The organism is Mycobacterium sp. 1164966.3, assembly GCF_001665395.1.
In the GTDB taxonomy this organism is placed as follows: Bacteria; Actinomycetota; Actinomycetes; order Mycobacteriales; family Mycobacteriaceae; genus Mycobacterium.
Window position 1 is genome coordinate 84,652 of sequence record NZ_LZSG01000037.1, and the last position, 23,255, is coordinate 107,906.

28 protein-coding genes are annotated in these 23,255 nt (G+C 65.8%); 22 read left to right on the top strand and 6 right to left on the bottom strand.

Annotation, left to right across the window (positions count from 1 at the left end):
* Nucleotides 1-10: 10 nt before the first annotated feature.
* Entirely contained in the window at nucleotides 11-1,201 is a 1,191-nt protein-coding gene (gene tuf, locus A9W99_RS13180) for an elongation factor Tu (protein ID WP_067240664.1), read from the top strand.
* A gap of 181 nt (nucleotides 1,202-1,382) precedes the next feature.
* Nucleotides 1,383-2,174 (top strand): hypothetical protein, encoded by a 792-nt coding sequence (locus A9W99_RS13185; RefSeq protein WP_067378085.1) that lies wholly within the window; start codon nucleotides 1,383-1,385, stop codon nucleotides 2,172-2,174.
* 31 nt (nucleotides 2,175-2,205) lie between these two features.
* On the opposite strand, the gene A9W99_RS13190 is transcribed toward A9W99_RS13185, so the two are convergent.
* Together A9W99_RS13190 and A9W99_RS13195 are read right to left on the bottom strand one after the other, a co-directional pair.
* Nucleotides 2,206-2,694 carry a hypothetical protein gene (locus A9W99_RS13190; RefSeq protein ID WP_156623085.1) on the bottom strand — a complete coding sequence of 163 codons (489 nt, stop codon included), beginning with the start codon at nucleotides 2,692-2,694 and terminating at the stop codon, nucleotides 2,206-2,208.
* Nucleotides 2,695-2,712: 18 nt separating this feature from the next.
* A complete protein-coding gene (locus A9W99_RS13195) occupies nucleotides 2,713-3,609 on the bottom strand; it encodes an SHOCT domain-containing protein (protein ID WP_067378091.1) in 897 nt (298 codons plus the stop codon).
* A 255-nt stretch (nucleotides 3,610-3,864) separates the two neighbouring features.
* Between A9W99_RS13195 and A9W99_RS13200 the strand changes: the two genes are divergently transcribed.
* The 6 genes from A9W99_RS13200 to A9W99_RS13225 all read left to right on the top strand — a co-directional run bounded on the left by A9W99_RS13200 (nucleotide 3,865) and on the right by A9W99_RS13225 (nucleotide 9,135).
* The gene (locus A9W99_RS13200) at nucleotides 3,865-4,653 is read left to right on the top strand and encodes a hypothetical protein (RefSeq protein WP_067378095.1); all 789 of its coding nucleotides are present in this window, start codon (nucleotides 3,865-3,867) and stop codon (nucleotides 4,651-4,653) included.
* A 145-nt stretch (nucleotides 4,654-4,798) separates the two neighbouring features.
* Entirely contained in the window at nucleotides 4,799-5,155 is a 357-nt protein-coding gene (locus A9W99_RS13205) for a hypothetical protein (RefSeq protein ID WP_253869808.1), read from the top strand.
* 90 nt (nucleotides 5,156-5,245) lie between these two features.
* Nucleotides 5,246-6,064, top strand: a complete 819-nt coding sequence (locus A9W99_RS13210) for a mycofactocin-coupled SDR family oxidoreductase (RefSeq protein ID WP_067378098.1) — start codon at nucleotides 5,246-5,248, stop codon at nucleotides 6,062-6,064.
* Nucleotides 6,061-7,287 carry an NAD(P)/FAD-dependent oxidoreductase gene (locus A9W99_RS13215; RefSeq protein WP_371514957.1) on the top strand — a complete coding sequence of 409 codons (1,227 nt, stop codon included), beginning with the start codon at nucleotides 6,061-6,063 and terminating at the stop codon, nucleotides 7,285-7,287. Before A9W99_RS13210 ends, A9W99_RS13215 begins: the two co-directional genes overlap by 4 nt.
* 1 nt (nucleotide 7,288) lies before the next feature.
* On the top strand, nucleotides 7,289-8,107 hold the full coding sequence (locus A9W99_RS13220) for a helix-turn-helix domain-containing protein (protein ID WP_067378104.1): 819 nt from the start codon (nucleotides 7,289-7,291) through the stop codon (nucleotides 8,105-8,107).
* Between the two features lie 206 nt (nucleotides 8,108-8,313).
* The gene (locus tag A9W99_RS13225) at nucleotides 8,314-9,135 is read left to right on the top strand and encodes an SAM-dependent methyltransferase (protein ID WP_067378105.1); all 822 of its coding nucleotides are present in this window, start codon (nucleotides 8,314-8,316) and stop codon (nucleotides 9,133-9,135) included.
* Between the two features lie 15 nt (nucleotides 9,136-9,150).
* Here A9W99_RS13225 and A9W99_RS13230 read toward each other — a convergent pair whose 3' ends face one another.
* From A9W99_RS13230 to mftR, 4 genes are read right to left on the bottom strand one after another with little or no spacing between them, the layout of a single operon-like run.
* Nucleotides 9,151-10,428, bottom strand: coding sequence for a VOC family protein (locus A9W99_RS13230; protein ID WP_067378108.1), 1,278 nt, complete (start codon nucleotides 10,426-10,428; stop codon nucleotides 9,151-9,153).
* Nucleotides 10,425-10,979 carry an RNA polymerase sigma factor gene (locus A9W99_RS13235; RefSeq protein WP_371514956.1) on the bottom strand — a complete coding sequence of 185 codons (555 nt, stop codon included), beginning with the start codon at nucleotides 10,977-10,979 and terminating at the stop codon, nucleotides 10,425-10,427. Before A9W99_RS13235 ends, A9W99_RS13230 begins: the two co-directional genes overlap by 4 nt.
* Nucleotides 10,980-11,029: 50 nt before the next feature.
* Nucleotides 11,030-12,070: a DUF2332 domain-containing protein gene (locus A9W99_RS13240; protein WP_067378111.1), complete on the bottom strand. Its 1,041-nt coding sequence runs from the start codon at nucleotides 12,068-12,070 to the stop codon at nucleotides 11,030-11,032.
* A complete protein-coding gene (gene mftR / locus A9W99_RS13245) occupies nucleotides 12,067-12,663 on the bottom strand; it encodes a mycofactocin system transcriptional regulator (RefSeq protein ID WP_172828866.1) in 597 nt (198 codons plus the stop codon). Before mftR ends, A9W99_RS13240 begins: the two co-directional genes overlap by 4 nt.
* Before the next feature lie 100 nt (nucleotides 12,664-12,763).
* On the opposite strand from mftR, the gene mftA reads away from it, so the two are divergent.
* The 14 genes from mftA to rplB all read left to right on the top strand — a co-directional run bounded on the left by mftA (nucleotide 12,764) and on the right by rplB (nucleotide 23,252).
* On the top strand, nucleotides 12,764-12,853 hold the full coding sequence (mftA, locus tag A9W99_RS13250) for a mycofactocin precursor MftA (RefSeq protein ID WP_067378115.1): 90 nt from the start codon (nucleotides 12,764-12,766) through the stop codon (nucleotides 12,851-12,853).
* A 5-nt stretch (nucleotides 12,854-12,858) separates the two neighbouring features.
* Nucleotides 12,859-13,134: a mycofactocin biosynthesis chaperone MftB gene (gene mftB, locus A9W99_RS13255; RefSeq protein ID WP_172828865.1), complete on the top strand. Its 276-nt coding sequence runs from the start codon at nucleotides 12,859-12,861 to the stop codon at nucleotides 13,132-13,134.
* The gene (mftC, locus tag A9W99_RS13260; RefSeq protein ID WP_067378121.1) at nucleotides 13,131-14,327 is read left to right on the top strand and encodes a mycofactocin radical SAM maturase; all 1,197 of its coding nucleotides are present in this window, start codon (nucleotides 13,131-13,133) and stop codon (nucleotides 14,325-14,327) included. Before mftB ends, mftC begins: the two co-directional genes overlap by 4 nt.
* Nucleotides 14,327-15,514, top strand: a complete 1,188-nt coding sequence (gene mftD / locus A9W99_RS13265) for a pre-mycofactocin synthase MftD (protein ID WP_067378124.1) — start codon at nucleotides 14,327-14,329, stop codon at nucleotides 15,512-15,514. The genes mftC and mftD overlap by 1 nt, the downstream gene beginning before the upstream one ends.
* A 148-nt stretch (nucleotides 15,515-15,662) precedes the next feature.
* The gene (gene mftE / locus A9W99_RS13270; RefSeq protein WP_067378127.1) at nucleotides 15,663-16,400 is read left to right on the top strand and encodes a mycofactocin biosynthesis peptidyl-dipeptidase MftE; all 738 of its coding nucleotides are present in this window, start codon (nucleotides 15,663-15,665) and stop codon (nucleotides 16,398-16,400) included.
* 94 nt (nucleotides 16,401-16,494) lie between these two features.
* Nucleotides 16,495-17,907, top strand: a complete 1,413-nt coding sequence (mftF, locus tag A9W99_RS13275) for a mycofactocin biosynthesis glycosyltransferase MftF (protein ID WP_067378130.1) — start codon at nucleotides 16,495-16,497, stop codon at nucleotides 17,905-17,907.
* A 43-nt stretch (nucleotides 17,908-17,950) separates the two neighbouring features.
* On the top strand, nucleotides 17,951-19,411 hold the full coding sequence (mftG, locus tag A9W99_RS13280; RefSeq protein WP_156623086.1) for a mycofactocin system GMC family oxidoreductase MftG: 1,461 nt from the start codon (nucleotides 17,951-17,953) through the stop codon (nucleotides 19,409-19,411).
* A gap of 31 nt (nucleotides 19,412-19,442) precedes the next feature.
* Complete coding sequence (locus tag A9W99_RS27775; protein WP_156623087.1) at nucleotides 19,443-19,697, top strand: VOC family protein; 255 nt, start codon at nucleotides 19,443-19,445, stop codon at nucleotides 19,695-19,697.
* The gene (locus A9W99_RS26585) at nucleotides 19,639-19,914 is read left to right on the top strand and encodes a VOC family protein (RefSeq protein WP_067378139.1); all 276 of its coding nucleotides are present in this window, start codon (nucleotides 19,639-19,641) and stop codon (nucleotides 19,912-19,914) included. Before A9W99_RS27775 ends, A9W99_RS26585 begins: the two co-directional genes overlap by 59 nt.
* A gap of 525 nt (nucleotides 19,915-20,439) precedes the next feature.
* A complete protein-coding gene (gene rpsJ / locus A9W99_RS13295) occupies nucleotides 20,440-20,745 on the top strand; it encodes a 30S ribosomal protein S10 (protein ID WP_003873519.1) in 306 nt (101 codons plus the stop codon).
* A gap of 15 nt (nucleotides 20,746-20,760) precedes the next feature.
* The gene (rplC, locus tag A9W99_RS13300; RefSeq protein ID WP_067378142.1) at nucleotides 20,761-21,411 is read left to right on the top strand and encodes a 50S ribosomal protein L3; all 651 of its coding nucleotides are present in this window, start codon (nucleotides 20,761-20,763) and stop codon (nucleotides 21,409-21,411) included.
* Nucleotides 21,411-22,076: a 50S ribosomal protein L4 gene (gene rplD, locus A9W99_RS13305; RefSeq protein ID WP_067378145.1), complete on the top strand. Its 666-nt coding sequence runs from the start codon at nucleotides 21,411-21,413 to the stop codon at nucleotides 22,074-22,076. The genes rplC and rplD overlap by 1 nt, the downstream gene beginning before the upstream one ends.
* A complete protein-coding gene (gene rplW / locus A9W99_RS13310; protein WP_067378148.1) occupies nucleotides 22,076-22,378 on the top strand; it encodes a 50S ribosomal protein L23 in 303 nt (100 codons plus the stop codon). The genes rplD and rplW overlap by 1 nt, the downstream gene beginning before the upstream one ends.
* A 31-nt stretch (nucleotides 22,379-22,409) precedes the next feature.
* Complete coding sequence (rplB, locus tag A9W99_RS13315; RefSeq protein WP_067378151.1) at nucleotides 22,410-23,252, top strand: 50S ribosomal protein L2; 843 nt, start codon at nucleotides 22,410-22,412, stop codon at nucleotides 23,250-23,252.
* Nucleotides 23,253-23,255 lie beyond the last annotated feature (3 nt).

Consider the following 23,255-nt stretch of genomic DNA (forward strand, 5'->3'; position numbering starts at 1 on the left):
GGACACAGAAGTGGCGAAGGCGAAGTTCCAGCGGACCAAGCCCCACGTCAACATCGGGACCATCGGTCACGTTGACCACGGCAAGACCACACTGACCGCGGCTATCACCAAGGTCCTGCACGACAAGTTTCCGGACCTGAACGAGTCCAAGGCGTTCGACCAGATCGACAACGCGCCCGAGGAGCGTCAGCGCGGTATCACCATCAACATCGCGCACGTGGAGTACCAGACCGACAAGCGGCACTACGCCCACGTCGACGCGCCGGGCCACGCCGACTACATCAAGAACATGATCACCGGCGCCGCCCAGATGGACGGTGCGATCCTGGTGGTCGCCGCCACCGATGGCCCGATGCCGCAGACACGTGAGCATGTGCTGCTAGCCCGTCAGGTCGGTGTGCCCTACATCCTGGTCGCGCTGAACAAGGCCGACGCGGTGGACGACGAGGAGCTGCTGGAGCTCGTCGAGCTGGAGGTCCGCGAGCTGCTGGCCGCCCAGGAGTTCGACGAGGAGGCCCCGGTGATCCGCGTCTCGGCGCTCAAGGCGCTCGAGGGCGACGCCAAGTGGGTCGAGTCCGTCGAGGAGCTGATGAACGCCGTCGACGAGTCCATCCCGGACCCGGTGCGTGACACCGACAAGCCGTTCCTGATGCCCGTCGAGGACGTCTTCACGATCACCGGCCGCGGCACCGTGGTGACCGGTCGTGTCGAGCGGGGCGTCATCAACGTCAACGAGGAAGTCGAGATTGTCGGCATCCGCCCGACCAGCACCAAGACCACCGTCACCGGTGTGGAGATGTTCCGCAAGCTGCTCGACCAGGGGCAGGCCGGCGACAACGTCGGACTGCTGCTGCGTGGTGTCAAGCGTGAGGACGTCGAGCGGGGCCAGGTCGTCACCAAGCCCGGCACCACCACGCCCCACACCGAGTTCGAGGGCCAGGTCTACATCCTGTCCAAGGACGAGGGCGGCCGGCACACGCCGTTCTTCAACAACTACCGTCCGCAGTTCTACTTCCGCACCACCGACGTGACCGGTGTGGTGACGCTGCCGGAGGGCACGGAGATGGTGATGCCCGGTGACAACACCAACATCTCGGTGAAGCTGATCCAGCCCGTCGCCATGGACGAGGGCCTGCGGTTCGCGATCCGCGAGGGTGGCCGCACCGTCGGCGCCGGCCGGGTCACCAAGATCATCAAGTAACTTCTGACAGCGTTCGCCGGGCCACGCCCGGCCGCCCAGACGCAAAATCCCCCGAAACGACTGGTTTTCGGGGGATTTTGCGTCTGCTCGCCCGTAGGTGCTTTCGACGGAATTTGTGATCGGTAGCGCCACGACGGCGCTAGTCTGACTCCACTTATCGGGCAACGGGAGGGACAAGCACATGTTGTGGCGCTATCTGAAATTGCAGTTATTCATTCTGACATGCTTCGGCGTCGGACCGGCCTTTCTGATCTTTTATTTCGTACTCGGCCAGCCCGCCGATGCGACGTGGATGTTGTACTCCGGTGTGGGCGTCACCGTCCTTGCCTTCTTGATTCCGCCGGTGTTGTTCACCTACAGCTCGAAATCGGCCGCCAAAAGGGCTGCGTTCGAACAGAGCGGGTTGCTTGGCCTGGCTGAGATCACCGGCATCAACGAGACCGGGACTACCATCAACGATCAACCCTTGGTCAAGTTGCAGCTGCACATCTCCGGATCGGGCTTCGAGCCCTTCGACACTGAAGACAAGGTCCTCGCCGGTATCACCCGCCTGCCGAACATCACCGCGCGCAAGCTGGTGGTCGTCGTTGATCCCACCACCCGGAAACACCAAATCGACTGGGAACGAAGCGCTTTGGTGAACGGCCTGGCGCCCATGAAGTTCACCGTCGCCGAAGACAACAAGACCTATGACCTGAGCGGGCAGGCCGGTCCGGTAATGGAGATCCTGCAGATCCTCAAGGCCAACAACTTTGGGCTGAACGCCGACCTTCGGGCGAATCCCGCAGCTCGTCAGCAGGCCCTGGCGGTGCTGCGCAGGTTCGAGGAGGAGAAGGCAGCGGCGGCGGCGCCACCCGCGCCGCAAGCTTCGACCGTCGAGCGTCTGCAGAATCTGGAGACGCTACGCACCAGCGGCGCGGTGACGGAGCAGGAATACAACACCCAACGCGCCCAGATCATCTCAGATATCTGAGTCGCGATACCCTCGCCGAGCATGGTCGACGTCAAAGTTTCGGAAGCATCTTGGCGGCGAGGTCTTTCTCCGCCTGCAGTTGTCTGTCGTCTCGGGTGCTGGAGTCTCCCGAGGTGAGCACGACGTTGATCTGCATGCCGTGCTTGCCCTTTCGCACTTTCAGGCCCGAGAACGACGTGTACGCTGCGTCGCCGATCCCCGCGACCGGCTGTTCATTCGGCTCACTGACGAGGTGGATCACGGACCACTCGCCGACCATCGCGTCGATCCAGCCGTTCTGACCCTTGTACTGGCAGTGGGTTTCGCGCGGATTGGGTTGCGCAGAGATCGATTGGACGGCATTGTCACCGATCACCGGCTTCGCGAGATCCAGCGTCAGCACCTGACACGCGTTGGCGGCGTCGGTGCCACCACCGAGGCCCGAGCGAATGCTGCCGCATGCGGCTGTGGTCGAAACAACTGCGGCCCCGATCAACACCAATGCCGAACCCGCCGACCAACGGGCAGGCGTTGGCGCCACGATTCGAAGCATCGCTGATCAGAGCTCAGCGATGATCTTCTCGCGCTTCGCGCTGTATTCGGCCTCCGTAATAGCCCCGGTGGCGCGCAGCGTTTCGAGCTCCTGTAGCCGCTGAGAGGCGGGTGCTTGTGGAGGTGGTGGCATTGCGGAACCCCCGGGTTCGGACGGTGCCGCCCCGGCAGGTGCCGGGACCGCCTGGGCGTGCTGGGCGCGTCGCACTACGGCCATCACCTGCTGGCGCACCGCTGGGTAGTTGCGCAGATCGGTCGTGCCACCGAACGGCAGATTGTTCGCTTTGTAGATCTGCAGGATCTCCATCAGCAGGTCGGGTTGACCCCTCAAATCGTAGGTCTTGTTGTCCTCGGTGCTGGTGAACTGTGCCGGTACCACGCCGGCAATCAATCCGCTGGCCTGCCAATCAATTTCGTACTCACGCGTGTTCGGGTCCACCAGTACGACAACCTTGCCCGACGTGACGATGGCCTGTTTGGCGATGTCGACGATCACCCGCTTGTCGCTGTCGAACCCAAACCCGGGACCGGAGATGCGCAGGTTCAATCTGACCACCGGGCGCTCGTTGACACGCATTCCCGTCTCGGAAAGGCCGATGATCTGGGCCACCGTCAGCACCCCGGTCTGGCGCAGGGCCGCGGACTTGGCCGACGAGCGGGCGCCGCGGTTGGCCAGCCACAGGGCAACCGCCACATCCGCAATGGTGATCAACGCCCCGACATACAACATCCATCCGATGTTGTCCTGCACCAGCGAGCCAAGCGAGCCCGTGTCGATTCCATTACCGGAGAATTGCGAACCGATCATGGACGGAAGCAAGAAGTAAGCGGCAATGAAGATCGGCCCGACGATCCCTCCGCAGATCAGGACGAATAGTTGGGCCTTTAGATAACGCGCTAACATTGCCGGCTCCTGTCGTTTCGAGGCAGATCAGAGTGTAATGCTTAGCCCTGCCATATGCGCTGCTCTGCTGGAAAGCGTTGCGACGTCGCACACCGATTTTGAGAGGTACATCCTGTTCAAGATGCCGCCGACGATCCTTTGTCGGTTTCGGCTCGCCCTTGCGCCCTAGCAAGCTGCCCGCCGAGTTCGGGATCGGTAGCGCCGATTTGGCGTTAATGTGACAGGAACTGTCGGGTATCGGGGGGAAGTAGGCACATGTTGTGGCGCTATGTGAAATTGCAGTTTTCCATGCTGGTATGCGGCGTGGTCGGGCCGTTATTTCTGATCGAATATTTTTCAAGCGGCAGGCCCAGCGGTTCTAAGTGGATGTTGTACGTCGGCCTGTTCGTGACCGTCTACGTGTTCTTGGTCCCGCCGATGCAGATCATCCGCGGTTCGAAAGCGGCGGCCAGGAGGGCGGCGTTGGAACAGGGCGGTGTGCTCGCGCTCGCTGAGGTCACGGGCATCGCTCAGACGGGTACGCAAATCAACGATCAACCGCTGGTCAAAGTGCAGCTACACATCTCCGGTTCGGGGTTCGAGCCATTCAACAGCGAGGACCGGCTCGTTGCCAGTGTCAGCCGTCTGCCGAACATTACCGCGCGCAAGCTGGTCGTCGTCGTTGACCCCGCTACCCAGGAACACCAAATCGACTGGGAGCGAAGCGCTTTAGTGAACGGCCTGGTGCCCATGAAGTTCGCCGTCGCTGAAGACGACAAGACCTATGACCTGAGCGGGCAGACCGGCCCGGTAATGGAAATCCTGCAGATCCTCAAGGCCAACAATGTTCAGCTGAACGACGATATTCGGTCGAATCCCGCAGCGCGTCAGCAGGTCCTGGCGGTGGTGCGCAAGGCCGCGGAGCAGCAGGCAGTGGCAGCGCCGGCCGCACCGCAAGCGTCGACCGCCGAGCGTCTGCAGAACCTCGAGACGCTACGCGCCAGCGGCGCGGTGACCGAGGAGGAATACAACACCCACCGGGTTCGGATCATTTCGCAGATGTGACCCCATGTTGGGATCGGTAGCAACTCGGCCCGTGTCTACTTATGCCGGCACAAAACAGGCAGAATTGCCCATCACCCGGGCCTGTCCGCCGGGACATACCATGGCGGAAGGTCCGCGGCGGGCCCGGTAGCAAAGGAAGTCCAGCATGGTCATCACCCGCATGCCAAGACGAGGAGTCGGCCGGCTCGCAACGGCCATGTTGGTGTCCGGCGGTCTGGGTCTGGCCTGCCTGGGGGCGGGCTCGGGTGCCGCCCTGGCCATACCGTCGAGTCCACACCACTGGTGCCCGGGGGATTCGATGAATCCTCCGACCGGCCCGGGGGCCGACAAAGTTTGGGACATGAGTGTCTGCCACACCTGGTATTTCGTCAAAGAAGGATATGGCAACGTCCAAACTAGATATGGCACTGTCAGTGGCAATGTTTTCGATGGAGACAACCCGCCTCCCGGCGCGATCAAAGACTGCGGCTACGACTTGATCGGTATTCCGATCCATTGTTAGAAAGGCGTTTACGAAGTCGACTTTGTCCGTCTGAATCGTACCGAACGCCCCAACTAGAACACGTTTCAGTTTCGCTGCTAGCCTGGCTGGGTGACTGGATCGCTGCAAGGCCGGGTTGCCTTCATCACCGGCGCTGCTCGCGCCCAGGGTCGGTCGCACGCGGTGCGGCTGGCCCGGGAAGGCGCCGACATCATCGCGCTGGACATCTGCGCTCCGGTGTCCGGCACGCTGACGTACACGCCGGCCACGCCGGAGGACCTCAACGAAACCGTGCGGCTGGTGGAAGCTGAAGGCCGCAAGGTGCTGGCCCGCGAGGTGGACATCCGCGACGACCCGGCCCTGCGGCAACTGGTCGCCGACGGCGTCGAACAATTCGGCCGGCTCGACATCCTGGTGGCCAACGCCGGAGTCCTGGGCTGGGGCCGGCTATGGGAACTCACCGACGAGCAATGGGACACGGTGATCGGGGTGAATCTCACGGGCACCTGGCGCACCCTGCGCGCCGCGATCCCCGCGATGATCGAGGCCGGCAACGGCGGTTCAATAGTCGTTGTCAGCTCGTCGGCCGGACTCAAGGCGACGCCCGGCAACGGGCATTACTCGGCCAGCAAGCATGGGCTCACCGCGCTGACCAACACCCTGGCGATCGAACTCGGCGAATACGGCATCCGGGTCAACTCCATCCACCCCTACTCCGTCGACACCCCGATGATCGAGCCGGAGGCGATGATGCAGATATTCGCCAAGCATCCCCGGTTCGTGCACAGCTTTCCGCCAATGCCGGTGCAGTACAAGGGATTCATGACGTCCGATGAGGTGTCCGACGTCGTGGTCTGGCTGGCCGGCGACGGCTCGGGCACACTGTCGGGCACACAGATCCCGGTGGACAAGGGCGCCTTGAAGTACTGAACCGGCGAGCGTGCTATGAACTCCGAGTGACCAGTAGCGCGAAGTCCAACGGACCCAAAAAAGGAATCGTGATCGTCGGCGGCGGACTCGGCGCCGCCCGCACCGCTGAGCAACTGCGCCGGGCCGACTACACCGGTCCCATCACGATCGTCAGCGACGAGGTGCATCTGCCCTACGACCGGCCCCCGCTGTCCAAGGAAGTGCTGCGCAGCGAGGTCGACGACGTCGCGCTCAAGCCGCGCGAATGGTACGACGAAAAAGACGTCGCGCTGCGGCTGGGATCCGCGGCCGTCAGCCTGGACACCACCGCGCAGACGGTGACGCTTTCGGACGGATCCGTGCTCGGCTACGACGAACTCGTGATCGCTACCGGTTTGGTGCCGCGGCTCATCCCGTCGTTCCCCGATCTGGAGGGCATTCGGGTGCTCCGGTCGTTCGACCAGAGCATGGCGTTGCGCACCCATGCGTCGGCGGCCAATCGCGTCGTCATCGTCGGCGCCGGCTTCATCGGATGTGAGGTCGCGGCCAGCCTGCGCAGCCTGGGCGTGGAAGTGGCGTTGGTGGAGCCCCAGCCCACCCCATTGGCGGCCGTCCTCGGCGAGCAGATCGGCGAACTGGTGACGCGGCTGCATCGCGCCGAGGGAGTCGACGTGCGCACCGGGGTGGGCGTGGCCGAAGTGCGCGGCGAGGGCCACGTCGACACCGTGGTGCTCAGCGACGGTACAGAACTGGCAGCAGACCTGGTGGTCGTCGGCATCGGGTCGCGTCCGGCGACCGAGTGGCTGGACGGCAGCGGCATCGAGGTCGATAACGGCGTCATCTGCGACGAAGCCGGACGCACCAGCGCGCCAAACGTGTGGGCACTCGGAGACGTCGCTTCCTGGCGTGATCCCACGGGACATCAAGCGCGCGTGGAACATTGGAGCAACGTCGCGGACCAGGCCCGGGTCGTGGTGCCGGCGATGCTGGGCCAGGACGTGCCGTCGGCCGTGGTGGTCCCGTACTTCTGGAGCGACCAGTACGACGTGAAGATCCAATGCCTGGGCGAGCCGGAAGCCACCGACATCGTGCATCTGGTCGAGGATGACGGCCGCAAGTTCTTGGCCTACTACGAGCGTGACGGCGTGCTCGTCGGCGTGGTCGGCGGTGGAATGCCAGGCAAGGTGATGAAGGTCCGCGCCAAAATCGCTGCCGCCACACCCATTTCGGAAGTGCTGGGCTGACATGGCTGGCCCGCGGTTGTATCGGCCGCGGCCGCCGCTTGCCGAGCACATCGAGTATTTCGGCTACTGGGAGCGGGGTAGCGCGATCGGCGCGCACACCAGCCGGGCGCTGCCTCGAGGAGCCGCCACGGTGATCATCGACGTCGGCGACGGCAACGACCTCGGCTTCTATGCCGCCGATGGCGGCACCCGGCTATCGGTTCCGCCGGCTTTCCTCGTCGGGCCGGGTGTGGCCTCCTACATCACCCGGGTCCAAGCCACTCAGACCGTCATGACGATCCACTTCCGTCCGGCGGGGGCGCAGCCATTCGTCGGATGTCCCCTGGGGGAGCTGGAAGACACCTGCGCTGGTCTGGCGGATCTCTGGGGTTCGGACGCCGACTTGCTGCTGGACCAGCTGGTCGAGACACGGTCGGCAAGGCGTCGGGTGGACTTAGTCGAGACGTTTCTGCTTCACCGCATGCGCTCGCAGTATGTGCCAGCACGCTCGGAGGTGGCTTCGGTAATCGTTGCCGCGGAACAAAATCCGTCGATGAGGGTCTCGAAAGCCCGCGACTTCACCGGCCTCTCAGCCAAGCGGTTCAACGCGGTGTTCCGTTCACGAGTCGGGTTGTCACCCAAGGCTTATCTTCGGGTGCGACGGCTGCAGGCGGCGCTGCGCGCGCTCGATGCGGCGGCGCCGGGCGCGCGAATCGCCGCCGATCTCGGGTACTTCCATCAGGCCCACTTCGTCCGGGAGTTCCAGGCGTTCGCGGCGATAACACCCACCCACTACGTACAGCGACGGTCGTCGATGCCCGGGCATGTCGCGCTTCGCTAGGTGCGGCTGATGTCGTGCCCTCCGCTGCGTGTGAAACGTCGGCGATGGCTGAGAAACGTCGGCAATGGCTGTTAAACCAGGGCGCAGAATCGCCCCTCAAAGAGATTCCGCCCTGGCTGCACACCAAAAGCCCTGCCTTCACACCGAAACCCCGGTGCGACCGAAAAATACAAGCCAGGCCACGGTCCGGCATCGATGATGAACCCATGGACACACATCACCGAGCGGTGGCCGATACGGCGCTGTTGGTCGCCGCCATCCGCGCCCGCGAGTCGGCCCGTGCGGACGGCCTCTTCTGCGATCCATTCGCCGAGCGACTGGCTGGCGACCGCGGGCGAGAACTGCTTGCCGGAGCACTGACCTCGGCCGGCGAACAGTCCACCGCCCAGATCGTCGTGCGGACCCGCTTCTGGGACGAAGCCCTACTCGAAGCGGTGCCGCAAGGCGGGCAGGTCGTCATCATGGCGGCAGGGATGGACGCGCGAGCCTACCGCCTGCCCTGGCCGGACGGCACCGTCGTGTACGAACTCGACCAGCCCCAGGTCCTTTCGGCCAAGGCCCGGTTGCTCGGCGGTGAGAACCCACGCTGCCGGCGCGTCCCGGTCGCCGTTGACCTGGCCGACGACTGGGCCGCCGCCATCCGGTCCGCCGGCCTGACCGAGGGCACGCCCACCGTGTGGCTACTCGAAGGCCTGCTGCAGTACCTCGACGAGAGTGCGGTCCACACGTTGTTCGATCGCATCGACGCGCTGTCCGCACCCGGCTCTGTGTTGCTGTACGAGGTTATAGGCAAGTCGCTGCTCGAATCCGATTCCATGGCACCGGTTTTGGAATCGATGGCGAAGAACGGCGCGCCGTGGTTGTTCGGCACCGATGAACCAGAACAGCTTGCTGCGCGCCGTGGTTGGTCGGCGACGGTGATCGACGTGGCCGAAGTCGGGAATCGCTACGACCGCTGGTTCGCGCCGATGGTCCCGATGGATGTCGAGGGCGTGCCGCGCGGCTACTTCGTCAAGGCGGCGAAGTAGGTCATTGCGGCAATCTCAGAATTGGCCTAGATAGAAGCGGGCGCCCTGGTCGTCGACGCACTCGGCCGTCACGCCGTACGGCTGACGCGACGGTTCGGCCAGCACGGTGCCGCCCGCCTCGCGAACCCGCGTGACTGCCGAGTCGATGTCCGCAACCGTCCACATCGGCACGGTAACCGGACGGGGGCTGCCGCCCGCAGCGCCGGCCATCGGATGGACAGTCTCGACCTGCCAGCCATCCGCCACCCGGCCAGGCGCAAAGGTCCAGCCCAACACCCGGCCGTAGAAGTCGCGGAACGCGGCCGAATCCGGCACCTGGTAGGTGACATACGACAGCTCACCCGGCCCGGAACCGTTGAGTTCGGGCCGTTTCTGGCCACCGGCCGGTTGATACACGGCGAACGCCGCGCCCTGCGGATCGACGGCGTCGAGCAGCACGCCGAAGTCTCTGTGCTCGATTTCGCCGGGCACACCGCCCGCCGCGATGATCGAGTCGCGCGCCGCCTGCACATCGTCGACCGCGTAGCAGCAGAACAGCGTCGGCTCGACGTCATCTGCCGAAATGCCGGTCGGCAGTTCGGTATTCGTCACCTGGTGCGACTGGCGGTCGTAGGTCCAGCCCAAGACGTGCCCGTAGAAGGCGGCCGCGCGATCGGCATCGGGCACCCACACCGACACGTAGCCGATGTCGCCGTGTCGGATGCCGGCAACGGGGGTACTTGTCGGACCGCTGAGCATCCAGCGATGACCGAACGGGTCGATGATGGTCGCGTTGCGCGCTCCGTAATTCTCGTAGATCTCGCGCTCCACCGTGGCGCCGTGTTCGCGCGCCCGCTGCAAAGCGGTGTCGGTGTCGGCGACGTGCAGCATCAGGCTCACCGAAACCGACTGCGGCGCAGGGGCTTTCAACCCGAGTTCGGGATATTCGTCGGCCAGGTACAGCACGCCGTCACCGATCGCGACTTCCGCATGCCCGATTCGCCCGTCGTCCATCACGATCGGCTCACCCAGCACGGTGGCCTCGAAAGCATCGGTGTACCAGGCGATCGCGGCACGCGCGTCGGCTACGGCCAGGTAGGGCAGGGCCGCGGGGCGCGGCGGCCGGTCTTCGGTCGATGGTTCGTTCAGCTCGGAAATGGCTGTGGCGGTGCCGCTCATGAGAACTCCTTCCGGTAGTGACAATGCGGATTCCAGGCGCCGGCGCAGCTGCGCGGCGAAGGCCGGATCTGGTTGCACCGGAAGGTCATCGGTGTGCAGGACGCTGAGCGGGTCCCGACGGTCGCGCAAACTCATGACGTCCCTCCTTCCGGATACTCCTGTTTGAACGCCTTCCGGGCACGGACCAACAGCGCCTCGGTGGCATGCACGGTGCGCCCGATGAGTCGCGCGCATTCGTCTACCGTGCAGTCGTCCATATAGCGCAGCACCAATACGGTCCGGTGCGGCTCGGTCAGCCGGGTCAGGACGCTTTCGGCCACCAGTCGATCCAGTTCGGCGTCCCAGTCGTCGATCGCCCCTTCGAGGATGGGTTCCGGCAGCTCGGCCACCGGGACGGCGGGGCGGGCTTGCCGGCGCCGATAGTGGTCCGCCAGCTTGTGGCGGGCCACGCCGAGCAACCACGGGACCGCTATCGGCAGCGGGTCAGTCTTGCGTGCGGCGTCCATCGCGGCCAGGAACGTTTCCGACGTCAGATCCTCGGCCGTCCCGCGATCGCCACATCGCCGGACGAAGTACCCGTACACCACCGGCAGTGCCTCGTCGTACAGCGCCAACAGCGCGCGTCGAGCATCGGATCGGTCGTCCGCTTCGGCGCTCACACCCTTATCGTCGCGGTGGCGGAGCATTTTCCGACGCACGGGCCCGGAAAAATGCAAAAGAATCTTGCAAAAAGAAGCTATTGCCAGTTCACCGGCGGCCCGTGCGGATGGCATTCGCCGAGCACGCGCAACTCGCCGCCCGGCCAGCTGCGGACCCGCACCAAAAACTTCAGCTCGCCACCGTCGCGCGCGGGTTCGAGGGTCAGGTGTGCAAACGGCGAGCGGGTGTCGGCTTGACCGGCCAGCGCGTCAACCCCGTCGCGGATCGCGGCCCGTTCGTCGACGGACAGGTACTGCCAGGTGATCGAATGCCACAGCACCGTCAGCGCGCCGTCGGTCAGGCTCACGCCGGCTACCGCCGCACTGGCCGTGTCGCGCACCAGCACCGCCGGGACTTCACGGGCGACCGCGATGGCGCCCCGCAGTCGATCCAGGCGGGCCCGCTGATCGGGCCAGACGTAGCTGAGCAACGTCATCTCCCCATCGGCGCGGGAGACGTCAAGGGGTGCGATGTCGTATCCGTACCGCTCGACGATACGCAGCGCACCGGGCGGCGGCAGCGCGCCGTGCCAGGCGTCGTCAATGGTCACCGGGGAGTCGGCCGGTCCCCACTGGCCACCGGCAAAGCGGTAGTGATAGCGGTCGGCCCGCAGGTTGAGCCCGGCGCTGGACCCGATCTCGAAAAGCCTTACGGGCAAGTCGAATCCGTGGTTGATCCGCAGCAGTGCGCCGACCAGCACGGCCGAGCGGCCCACCTCATTGGTCTGCGGTGGCTGGTCCAGAGCCGCGCGCAGCACGCCCGTGTTCGCCGCCGCGACCCGCACGATTTCCGGCCACGCGGCTTGGGCGTCCCAGCTTCCTCCGGTGCTGGGATACCAGCGGCGTAGAGCCGATGCCCGGCCGTCGAGCACCATCCGGTGCAGACCGCCGAGCAGTCGCAGCGGCACCGCTTGGGGCGACGGGGCATCTTCGCGGCCGGCCAGGATGGTCGCGAACACACCGCCGGCTTCCACGTCGTCGGCCACCCGCTCGAACAGCTCGTCGTACATCGAAGAGCCGGAGGCGCCGCAGAATCGCCCCTGCGAGCGCAGGGTGTGTACCAGGTGCCCGGAATTCATCTGCCGAGTCCGTTCAGCCCGGCGCCGACGACGTCGAAGGCGTTCCCGAGCGCGATGGGCAACGGCACGGATTCGTCGCCCAGCCAGAGCTCGTAGGCACTCAGCGCCACCCCCAGCATCGTCCAGGCCACGGTCTGGGGCACCAGGTCGGCGGTCTTGACACCCAATCGGCCGGCGACGAATTCGGCGATCACCTCGCGCCAGCCGGCGTACATCGTCATCGAGTAAGCCTGCAGCTCTTCGGTTTTCAAGATGACCCGCATGCGCTGGCGGTGCCGGGCGGTCTCGGATTCGTCAAAGGTGTTGAACGCCAGCAGCGCAGCCCGCAGTGCCTCGCCCAGCGGAACACTTTCCTCGACAGTGTCGAGCAGATTTCGCAGATGCGCGAGGTGGGTGTCGAAGTCGCCCCACGGGATTGCGTTCTTCGAGGCGTAATAGCGGAAGAGCGTGCGCCGGGCAATACCGGCGGCGTGCGCGACGTCGTCGACACTCACCTCCGCGAAACCACGCTCGGAGAACAAGTCGATGGCGACGTCGGCGATGTCGCGCGGCGTCGTCGAGCGGCGCCGGCCAACCCGCGACTGCGGCATCATCAGAACCTGCCCTTCCATTTCGGCACTCGATGCCATATCCTGACGACGATTGTGACCAGCCCGACCCTTCGTTGTCGAGACCTAACGAGAGGCAATTCGTATGGACCACGAGACCGAGACCGACACCGAGCTCGTCGCCGAGACTCTGGTTGAAGAGGTGTCTATCGACGGGATGTGCGGGGTCTACTGATCCGCGTGTTCGATCCTGATCGCGGCTGGCGGCTGCATCCACAGGTGGCCGTCCGGCCGGAACCGTTCGGCGCTCTGCTCTACCACTTCGGTACGCGCAAGCTGTCGTTTCTGAAAAACCGCACCATCCTCACCGTCGTGCGATCGCTGGCCCAGCACCCGGACCCGCGGTCCGCCTGCCGCGCCGCGGGAGTCGACGATGCCGGCCAAGATCCCTACCTGCACGCGCTGGCCGTGCTGGCCGACTCCAACATGCTGGTGGCCCAGGAGGATCCGAGATGACCGCCCCAACAGCGCGCGTTCCGCGACTCATCGAGCAGTTCGAGCGCGGCCTGGACGCACCCATTTGCCTGACGTGGGAACTCACCTACGCGTGCAATCTGGCTTGTGTGCATTGCCTTTCGTCGTCGGGCAAGCGCGATCCACGCGAGCTGTCCACCCGCGAATGCAAGGACATCATCGACGAGCTGGAACGCATGCAGGTCTTCTATGTCAACATCGGCGGCGGAGAACCCACGGTGCGTCCGGACTTCTGGGAGCTGGTGGACTACGCCACCGCCCACCACGTCGGGGTGAAGTTCTCCACCAACGGGGTCCGGATCACACCCGACGTCGCGGCGCGGCTGGCTGCCAGTGACTACGTGGATGTGCAGATCTCGCTCGACGGCGCCACCGCCGAGGTAAACGACGCCGTGCGCGGCACCGGGTCGTTCGACATGGCGGTGCGGGCGCTGGAAAACCTTTCCGCCGCCGGATTCCGGGATGCCAAGATCTCCGTTGTCGTCACCAGACACAACATCAGTCAGCTCGACGAATTCGCCGCACTGGCAAGCCGTTACGGCGCCACCCTGCGGATCACCCGGCTGCGGCCGTCGGGACGGGGCGCCGATGTGTGGGAAGACCTGCACCCCACCGCCGAACAACAGGTAGCGCTCTACGACTGGCTGGTCGCCAAGGGGGAACGGGTGCTCACCGGCGACTCGTTCTTCCATCTGTCACCGCTCGGCGAGTCCGGAGCCCTGGCGGGCCTGAACATGTGCGGCGCCGGCCGGGTGGTGTGCCTGATCGACCCGGTCGGCGACGTGTACGCCTGCCCGTTCGCCATCCATGATCGCTTCCTGGCCGGAAACATCTTGTCGGATAGCGGTTTCGGGACTGGCTTCCAAAACATCTGGAAGCACGCGCCGCTGTTCCGCGAACTGCGCGAGCCCCAGTCCGCGGGTGCCTGCGGCAGCTGCGGCCACTACGACAGCTGCCGGGGCGGCTGCATGGCGGCGAAGTTCTTCACCGGCCTGCCGCTGGACGGCCCCGATCCAGAATGCGTGCAAGGGCACGGCGCCCCGGCGCTGGCGCGGGACCGTGACACACCGCGGCCCCGCGTCGACCACTCCCGTGGACAGCGAGTCCGCGAGCCCGTGCCCCTGACGCTCTCGATGCGGCCGCCGGCACGTCTCTGCAACGAAAGTCCCCTGTAATGCCCGACCAATGGTTTGAAACAGTTGCCATCGCCCAGCAGCGCGCTAAAAAGCGCTTACCGAAATCGGTTTATTCGTCCTTGATTTCGGCCAGCGAAAAAGGAATTACGGTCGCCGACAATGTCGGAGCGTTCAGTGAACTCGGATTCGCTCCCCATGTCGTCGGCGTGGTGGAAAAGCGCGACCTCTCGACCACCGTTATGGGCCAAGAGATTTCGCTTCCGGTAATCATTTCGCCCACCGGTGTCCAGGCGGTGGACCCGGACGGTGAAGTCGCCGTAGCGCGCGCCGCGGCAGCGCGGGGAACCGCGATGGGTTTGTCCTCGTTTGCCAGCAAGCCGATCGAAGACGTCATCGCCGCCAACCCCAAGCTGTTCTTCCAGGTGTACTGGCTCGGTGGCCGGGACGCGATCGCCGAGCGGGTCGAGCGCGCGCGCCAGGCCGGCGCGGCCGGACTGATCGTCACCACGGACTGGACGTTCTCACACGGTCGCGACTGGGGTAGCCCCAAGATCCCCGAGCAGATGGACCTGCGGACCATGCTGCGCATGTCTCCGGAGGCGATCACCAAGCCGCGATGGCTGTGGAAGTTCGGCAAGACGTTGCGGGCGCCGGACCTGCGAGTGCCCAATCAGGGCCGCCGCGGCGAACCCGGCCCGCCGTTCTTTGCCGCCTACGGCGAGTGGATGGGCACCCCACCACCGACCTGGGACGACATCGCCTGGCTGCGCGAATTATGGGGCGGGCCGTTCATGCTCAAGGGCGTGATGCGCGTCGACGACGCCAAAAGGGCAGTGGACGCTGGTGTTTCGGCGATATCGGTGTCCAACCACGGTGGCAACAACCTGGACGGCACACCCGCCTCGATCCGCGCCCTGCCCGCAGTGGCCGCGGCGGTCGGCGACCAGGTCGAAATCCTGCTGGACGGCGGCGTCCGGCGGGGCAGCGACGTGGTCAAGGCGGTGGCCTTGGGAGCGCGGGCGGTCATGATCGGGCGGGCGTATCTGTGGGGCCTGGCCGCCGCGGGCCAGTCCGGCGTCGAGAACGTCCTCGACATCCTGCGGGGAGGTATCGACTCGGCGCTGATGGGCCTCGGCCATGCCTCGGTCCACGACCTGAGCCCGGACGACATCTTGGTTCCGCCGGGGTTTGCCCGGGCGCTCGGTGCGCCCGCCTCGGACACCTAGGCCGCCGCCGCACGCTGTCGCAAATACACGTTCCCGACAATTCTGATACGGGCGTGACAGTGGTGGCGGACGTGTCGTAAATTCCGGGCACTCGTTCACCCGGCGAACAGAAATTTCAATAGAAGCTGGAACAATTGGTGCACGAGAGGTGAATTCGTCCTACCATCGGCAAGTGCCCTTACGCGGCGAACTGGGAAGCCTGACGTCGAGCCAGTTGCCAAGCATCTCGCCGTCAATGCTGATTCCGTTGGGGTCCACTGAACAGCACGGCCCGCACTTGCCGCTGGACACCGACACGCGCATCGCCACCGCGGTTGCCCGAGCGGCCGCGGACCTTGTCGACGATGGTCGAGAATGGCTGGTCGCCCCGGCCATCGCGTACGGCGCCAGCGGTGAGCATCAGAGCTTCACCGGAACGGTCTCCATCGGCACCGACGCCCTGACCACCGTGCTGGTGGAGTACGGCAGGTCGGCCGCCTGCTGGGCCCAGCGCCTGGTCTTCGTCAACGGCCACGGCGGCAATGTCGCCGCGCTGAACCGCGCGGTGAGCGCGCTGCGGACCGAAGGCCGCGACGTGGGGTGGTGCCCCTGCACCGTCGCCGGCGGCGACGCTCATGCCGGCCATACCGAAACTTCCGTGCTGCTGCACATTTCGCCGGACGACGTCCGCATCGACCGGCGACTGGCCGGCAACGGCGCACCGCTGCCCGAGCTGCTGCCGGCGATGCGGCGGGGAGGTGTTGCGGCGGTCAGCCGAACCGGGGTGCTCGGCGACCCGACGACGGCCACCGCAGCCGAGGGGAGGCGCATCTTCGGCGAGATGGTCGACGGGTGTGCACGCCGAGTCGCCCGCTGGTCGCCGGGGCCACACGGGATGCTGACATGAACGCGCCGGCGACGATGCAGAGCGTAAGCGATGAGGTGGGGGCACTCCCCAGCTCCGCGGGGACCCCACCCGCTTGCGGGGGAGAGCGGCGCACATGAGCCAGCCGCGCCTCCCGGACGGATTCGCCGTTCAGGTCGACCGCCGCGTGCGGGTGCTCGGTGACGGTTCGGCCCTGTTGGGCGGCTCGCCGACGCGCCTGCTGAAGCTGGCGCCCGCCGCCCAGGGCATGCTCTCCGACGGCCGGCTGAAGGTGCGCGACGAGGTCAGCGCTCAGCTGGCGCGCGCCCTGCTGGACGCCACGGTAGCCCATCCCCGGCCCGCCGGTGGTCCGTCGCATCGCGACGTGACGGTGGTGATTCCGGTGCGGGACAACACTTCTGGCGTGCGACGGCTGGTGTCATGCCTGCGGGGATTGCGGGTCATCGTGGTGGACGACGGATCGCAGTGCCCGATTCAGGAAGACGACTTCCTGGGAGCGCACTGCGATGTCAAAGTGCTCCGGCACGATCGCAGCAAGGGGCCGGCGGCGGCACGCAACACCGGCTTCACCGCCTGCACCACCGACTTCGTGGCGTTCATGGATTCCGACGTGTCGCCGCGGCGGGGCTGGCTGGAGGCGCTCCTCGGACATTTCTGCGACCCCACGGTCGCGCTGGTCGCGCCCCGCATCGTCGGCCTGTCGCAGAGCGAGAACCTGGTAGCCCGGTACGAGGCGGTGCGCTCGTCACTGGACCTCGGTCAGCGAGAGGCGCCGGTACTGCCGCACAGCAGTGTGTCCTACGTTCCCAGCGCGGCGATCATCTGCCGCAGTACCGCCATTCGTGACGTCGGCGGGTTCGACGAGACCCTGAGGTCTGGCGAGGACGTCGACCTGTGCTGGCGACTCATCGAAGCGGGCGCCCGTCTGCGCTACGAGCCGATTGCGCTGGTGGCCCACGATCACCGCACGGAATTGAAGGATTGGCTTGTCCGCAAAGCGTTTTACGGCGGCTCGGCGGCTCCGCTGTCGGTTCGTCACCCGGACAAGACCTCCCCGCTGGTGATCTCCGGCGGGGCATTGATGGTCTGGATCCTGATGGCCTTGGGCACCAGCCTCGCTCAGCTGGCGTCGCTGGTGATGGCCGTCCTGACGGGCCGCCGGATCGCCAAGGCGATGAGCAAAGCCGACACGTCGCTCCAAGACGTTCTGGTGATCGCCACTCGCGGACTGTGGTCAGCGGCGCTGCAGCTGGCATCGGCCATTTGCCGGCATTACTGGCCCCTGGCGCTGCTTGCCGCCATCCTCTCGCGACGGTGCCGGCGGGTGGTGCTGATCGCGGCCATCGTGGACGGCGTGGTGGACTGGCTGCGTCGCAGAGACGCGGTCGGCGAGGACGTCGAGCCGATCGGGCTGTTCACCTATCTGTTGCTCAAACGCATCGACGATCTGGCATACGGCATCGGGTTGTGGACCGGGGTGGTGCGCGAACGAAACGCGGGCGCGCTGAAACCGAAGATCCGTACCTGACGCTTTGACCGCGAGCAGACGCAAAAGCACCGACGCACTCGGCGTGTCGGGTGCTTTTGCGTCTGCTCGCGCGGCTAGCCCGCACAGCGATGTGCTGATCATCGGCGCAGGCAGTGCTGGATCCGTTGTCGCCGAGCGCCTTTCCGCGGATCCTCGCTGCGCCGTTACCGTCCTCGAAGCCGGCCCGGGACTGGCCGATCCGGGGTTGCTGGCCCAGACCGCAAACGGGCTGCAACTTCCGATCGGGGTCCGCAGCCCGCTGGTCCAGCGCTACCTGACCAAGCTCACCGATCGGCCCGCCCGCCAGTTGCCCATCGTGCGCGGGGCAACTCTCGGCGGTTCCGGCGCGGTCAACGGCGGCTACTTCTGCCGCGCACTACCCGGGGATTTCGACCGCAACGAGCTGCCCGGTTGGGCGTGGTCCGACGTCCTCGAGCACTTCCGGGCCATCGAGACCGACCTCGATTTCGATAGCCCGGCTCACGGCCGCAGCGGCCCCATTCGTGTTCGCCGGACGCACGAGATGACCGGCACCACAGAAGCTTTCGTAGCCGCCACCGAGCGCGCGGGTTTTCCGTGGCTCGCCGACCTCAACGATGTTGGGCCCGAGCTGCCTTCAGGGGTGGGCGCGGTCCCGCTCAATATCGTCGACGGCGTGCGCACCGGATCGGGGGCCGGCTACCTGATACCAGCGCTGAGCCGACCCAACCTGACCCTGCTGGCACACACGCGGGCTGTGCGGCTACGTTTCTCCGGGGACACCGCGGTGGGGGTCGATGGGATCGGCCCCGACGGTCACGTCTCCTTGACTGCCGATCGAATTGTCCTGTGCGCCGGTGCGATTGAATCGGCTCAGCTGCTCATGCTCGCGGGCATCGGGGCGGAGGCGATGCTACGGGACGCCGGCGTGCAGGTCGTCGTCGCGTTGCCCGTCGGGCTGCGCTGCAGTGACCACCCCGAATGGGTGATGCCCACCAACTGGGCGGTGGCCGTGGATCGTCCGGTGCTGGAAGTCGTGCTGAGCACCACGGACGGCATCGAAATACGGCCCTATACGGGCGGTTTCGTAGCAATGACGGGTGACGGCACCGCGGGACACCGGGACTGGCCGCATATCGGGGTGGCGCTGATGCAGCCGCGGTCACGCGGACGCATCACGCTGGTCTCCGCCGATCCCGGCGTGCCGCCCCGGATTGAGCACCGATACGACAGCGAGCCCGCCGACGTCGCGCTGCTGCGGCAGGGCAGCGAACTGGCTCGTGAACTCTGCAGCGCCGCAACGCATATCGGTCCGGCAGTATGGTCGACATCGCAACACCTGTGCGGAAGCGCCCCGATGGGCAGCGATGTTGACCAGTACGCCGTCGTCGATCGTCAATGTAAGGTCCTTGGCATCGAAAACCTCTGGGTGATAGACGGTTCCGTCCTGCCAGTGGTTCCCAGCCGGGGTCCGCACGCGACCATCGTGATGCTGGCACATCGCGCAGCCGAATTCATCTCATGAACCATTGCCGCAGCGAGTAGCGCATCGCCGGATGCACTTCGGGATCGTCGGTGGCACGATATGGCTCGTGGACAATGCTCACGATCGTCCGCGCTTGGCCGGGCTGCACCACCTCGGAATTTCGGTGACCAACCTGGATCGCAGTTTGCGGTTTTATTGCGACGTGGTCGGAGCGAATCTTCTGGTTCCACCCAACCGGGGGCACCAGTTCCGCGTTCACCGGACGGATGGCCATTCTCAGCCTGGGCGGACGCATTCTCGACCTATGCGAGCACTCGGGCAATAAGGGGCAGCAATTCGATCCCGCGCATACGGGGCTCGATCATCTTGCGCTAGAGGCCGAGTCCCTGGATGCGTTGCACGCGTGGGCAGGCTGGCTTGACGCTTCTGGTGTTGCGCGCTCGCCTATTCGGGAGGTAGCGGGTGGGCAGGGGTCGATGTTCGACTTCGTCGACCCGGACGGCATCCAGATCGAGTTCATCTATCTGAACCTCGCGAGCTAGGGGCTTAATTCGCGAATGATGGCGGACCGCGTGGCGCGCCATGCCCAGCTGACGGTGCCAACGTGACCCAGGTGACATGAGAGGTGCCGCAACCCACCGCGTCGACCCAATCTCAGGACCGGTCGCCCCGTGTCTGACCAGGTATTTCGGCGGCGTCGTAGACCTTCGCGGACGCCCATGCGCCGGACCCGCTGGCGGCCCGGCCCGAAATTTGGCCGCGACCGCGATCTGAGGCATACTGTTCAGGTTGCCCTGCGCCAGGTTTGCGCCTGGTCGGGCATACGACCAGCGCCCACAACGGGCGCGTCCGGTCCCCACCTTGGAGCGCGACTGAATTCGGCCGCGAACAAGGCTGCGTGCGGGTGACACGCCCGAGCGCGGGGGTCGGTGGACCACGACAGGTAAACAGCGGCGCAGTAACCGGCGCGACGCTGGACCGGCCCGGGAAAAGGCCCGAGCCGATCAGCGCGCTGGAAAGCACCAGGTCCGGACACGGGCCTCAAGTTGGAGTGAGGGTAGAGAAGCGTGGCGGGACAGAAGATCCGCATCAGGCTCAAGGCCTACGACCATGAGGCTATTGACGCGTCGGCGCGCAAGATCGTCGAAACCGTCGTCCGCACCGGTGCCAGCGTCGTAGGGCCGGTGCCGTTGCCGACCGAGAAAAACGTGTATTGCGTCATCCGCTCACCGCACAAGTACAAGGACTCCCGCGAGCACTTCGAAATGCGGACGCACAAGCGGCTGATCGACATCCTTGATCCCACGCCGAAGACCGTTGACGCCCTGATGCGCATCGACCTTCCGGCCAGTGTCGACGTCAACATCCAGTAGGAGCGCGACGAACTCATGGCAAGAAGAGGCATTCTGGGAACCAAGCTGGGCATGACCCAGGTGTTCGACGAGAACAACCGGGTCGTCCCCGTGACGGTGGTCAAGGCCGGACCCAATGTGGTGACCCGCATCCGCACGCCGGAGCGCGACGGGTACAGCGCCGTCCAGTTGGCGTACGGCGAGATCAGCCCGCGCAAGGTGAACAAGCCGGTGACCGGTCAGTACGCCGCGGCGGGGGTCAACCCGCGCCGGTACCTGGCCGAACTGCGGCTGGACAACTCGGACACCGCGGAATACGAGGTCGGCCAAGAGCTGACGGCCGAGATCTTCGCCGACGGGACTTACGTCGACGTGACGGGCACCTCGAAGGGCAAGGGCTACGCCGGAACCATGAAGCGGCACGGCTTCCGCGGCCAGGGCGCCAGCCACGGCGCTCAGGCAGTGCACCGCCGCCCGGGTTCCATCGGCGGCTGCGCCACTCCCGCTCGGGTGTTCAAGGGCACTCGGATGTCGGGCCGCATGGGAAATGACCGGGTGACCGTTCAGAACCTGTTGGTGCACAAGGTCGATCCCGAAAACGGTGTGCTGTTGATCAAGGGCGCGGTTCCCGGCCGCACCGGTGGACTCGTCATGGTCCGCTCCGCGATCAAGCGAGGTGAGAAGTAATGGCTGCCATCAAGATTGACGTCAAAAGCCCAGATGGCAAGAAGAGCGGCTCTGTCGAGTTGCCGGCTGAGCTGTTCGACGCGCCGGCCAACATCGCGCTGATGCACCAGGTGGTCGTCGCGCAGCGGGCAGCGGCACGCCAAGGCACGCACTCGACCAAGACGCGCGGCGAGGTCAGCGGCGGTGGCCGTAAGCCCTACCGGCAGAAGGGGACCGGTCGCGCCCGGCAGGGCTCCACGCGGGCGCCGCAGTTCACCGGCGGTGGCACTGTGCACGGTCCCAAGCCGCGCGACTACAGCCAGCGCACCCCGAAGAAGATGATCGCCGCGGCATTGCGCGGGGCATTGTCCGACCGGGCCCGCAACGGGCGCATCCATGCGGTCACCGAACTTGTGGCGGGCCAGACCCCGTCCACCAAGAGCGCCAAGGCGTTTCTGAGCACGCTGACCGAGCGCAAGCAGGTACTGGTGGTCATCGGCCGCAGCGACGAGGCCAGCGCGAAGAGCGTGCGCAACCTGCCCGGCGTGCACACCCTGGCGCCCGACCAGCTCAACACCTACGACGTGCTGCATGCCGACGACGTGATTTTCAGCGTCGAGGCGCTGAACGCCTACATCGCCGCAAATACAGCCAACACGGCTACCACCGAGGAGGTTTCGGCCTGATGGCGACCATCGCTGACCCCCGCGACATCATCCTGGCCCCGGTCATCTCGGAGAAGTCCTACTCCCTGCTCGACGACAACGTCTACACCTTCGTGGTGCACCCCGACTCGAACAAGACACAGATCAAGATCGCCGTCGAGAAGATCTTCTCTGTCAAGGTCGCGTCGGTGAACACCGCGAACCGCCAGGGCAAGCGGAAGCGCACCAGGACCGGATACGGCAAGCGCAAGAGCACCAAGCGTGCCATCGTCACCCTGGCGCCGGGCAGCAAGCCGATCGACCTGTTCGGAGCACCGGCCTAGTCGGCCGAGCGAGAGAAAGACCTGATTAGACATGGCAATTCGGAAGTACAAGCCGACCACTCCGGGTCGTCGCGGCGCCAGCGTGTCCGACTTCGCCGAGATCACCCGGTCACACCCGGAGAAGTCATTGGTGCGCCCGCTGCACAGCAAGGGCGGGCGGAATGCGCACGGCCGGATCACCACCCGTCACCAGGGCGGTGGCCACAAGCGCGCGTACCGGGTCATCGACTTCCGCCGCAATGACAAAGACGGCGTTAACGCGAAGGTCGCGCACATCGAGTACGACCCGAACCGCACCGCGAACATCGCGCTGCTGCACTACCTCGACGGTGAGAAACGGTACATCATTGCGCCGCAGGGGCTTTCGCAGGGCGACGTGGTGGAGTCGGGTCCCAATGCGGACATCAAGCCGGGCAACAACCTCCCGATGCGCAATATCCCGGCCGGTACCCTGATCCACGCGGTGGAGCTGCGGCCGGGTGGCGGCGCCAAGCTCGCCCGGTCGGCCGGCTCGAGCATCCAGTTGCTCGGCAAGGAGGGGACCTACGCGTCGCTGCGGATGCCCAGCGGTGAGATCCGTCGCGTCGACGTCCGTTGCCGCGCTACGGTCGGCGTGGTGGGCAACGCCGAGCAGGCAAACATCAACTGGGGCAAGGCCGGCCGGATGCGGTGGAAGGGCAAGCGCCCGTCGGTCCGCGGTGTCGTGATGAACCCGGTGGACCACCCGCACGGCGGTGGTGAGGGCAAGACCTCCGGTGGGCGTCACCCGGTCAGCCCGTGGGGCAAGCCCGAGGGCCGTACCCGCCATCCGAACAAGCAGAGCAACAAGCTCATCGTCCGACGCCGGCGCACCGGCAAGAAGCACTCGCGGTAGAAG

Coding starts and splice junctions, on each gene's coding strand:
- mftR (WP_172828866.1), bottom strand. CDS start 12,663: ATGATGCCGCAGTCGCGGGTTGGCCGGCGCCGCTCGACGACGCCGCGC.
- mftD (WP_067378124.1), top strand. CDS start 14,327: ATGCCCGACCAATGGTTTGAAACAGTTGCCATCGCCCAGCAGCGCGCT.
- A9W99_RS13230 (WP_067378108.1), bottom strand. CDS start 10,428: ATGAGTTTGCGCGACCGTCGGGACCCGCTCAGCGTCCTGCACACCGAT.
- A9W99_RS27775 (WP_156623087.1), top strand. CDS start 19,443: ATGCACTTCGGGATCGTCGGTGGCACGATATGGCTCGTGGACAATGCT.
- A9W99_RS13235 (WP_371514956.1), bottom strand. CDS start 10,979: ATGCTCCGCCACCGCGACGATAAGGGTGTGAGCGCCGAAGCGGACGAC.
- A9W99_RS26585 (WP_067378139.1), top strand. CDS start 19,639: ATGGCCATTCTCAGCCTGGGCGGACGCATTCTCGACCTATGCGAGCAC.
- rplB (WP_067378151.1), top strand. CDS start 22,410: ATGGCAATTCGGAAGTACAAGCCGACCACTCCGGGTCGTCGCGGCGCC.
- A9W99_RS13200 (WP_067378095.1), top strand. CDS start 3,865: ATGTTGTGGCGCTATGTGAAATTGCAGTTTTCCATGCTGGTATGCGGC.
- rplD (WP_067378145.1), top strand. CDS start 21,411: ATGGCTGCCATCAAGATTGACGTCAAAAGCCCAGATGGCAAGAAGAGC.
- A9W99_RS13185 (WP_067378085.1), top strand. CDS start 1,383: ATGTTGTGGCGCTATCTGAAATTGCAGTTATTCATTCTGACATGCTTC.
- mftC (WP_067378121.1), top strand. CDS start 13,131: ATGACCGCCCCAACAGCGCGCGTTCCGCGACTCATCGAGCAGTTCGAG.
- rplW (WP_067378148.1), top strand. CDS start 22,076: ATGGCGACCATCGCTGACCCCCGCGACATCATCCTGGCCCCGGTCATC.
- A9W99_RS13220 (WP_067378104.1), top strand. CDS start 7,289: ATGGCTGGCCCGCGGTTGTATCGGCCGCGGCCGCCGCTTGCCGAGCAC.
- mftA (WP_067378115.1), top strand. CDS start 12,764: ATGGACCACGAGACCGAGACCGACACCGAGCTCGTCGCCGAGACTCTG.
- A9W99_RS13225 (WP_067378105.1), top strand. CDS start 8,314: ATGGACACACATCACCGAGCGGTGGCCGATACGGCGCTGTTGGTCGCC.
- mftF (WP_067378130.1), top strand. CDS start 16,495: ATGAGCCAGCCGCGCCTCCCGGACGGATTCGCCGTTCAGGTCGACCGC.
- A9W99_RS13240 (WP_067378111.1), bottom strand. CDS start 12,070: ATGAATTCCGGGCACCTGGTACACACCCTGCGCTCGCAGGGGCGATTC.
- rplC (WP_067378142.1), top strand. CDS start 20,761: ATGGCAAGAAGAGGCATTCTGGGAACCAAGCTGGGCATGACCCAGGTG.
- A9W99_RS13195 (WP_067378091.1), bottom strand. CDS start 3,609: ATGTTAGCGCGTTATCTAAAGGCCCAACTATTCGTCCTGATCTGCGGA.
- A9W99_RS13205 (WP_253869808.1), top strand. CDS start 4,799: ATGGTCATCACCCGCATGCCAAGACGAGGAGTCGGCCGGCTCGCAACG.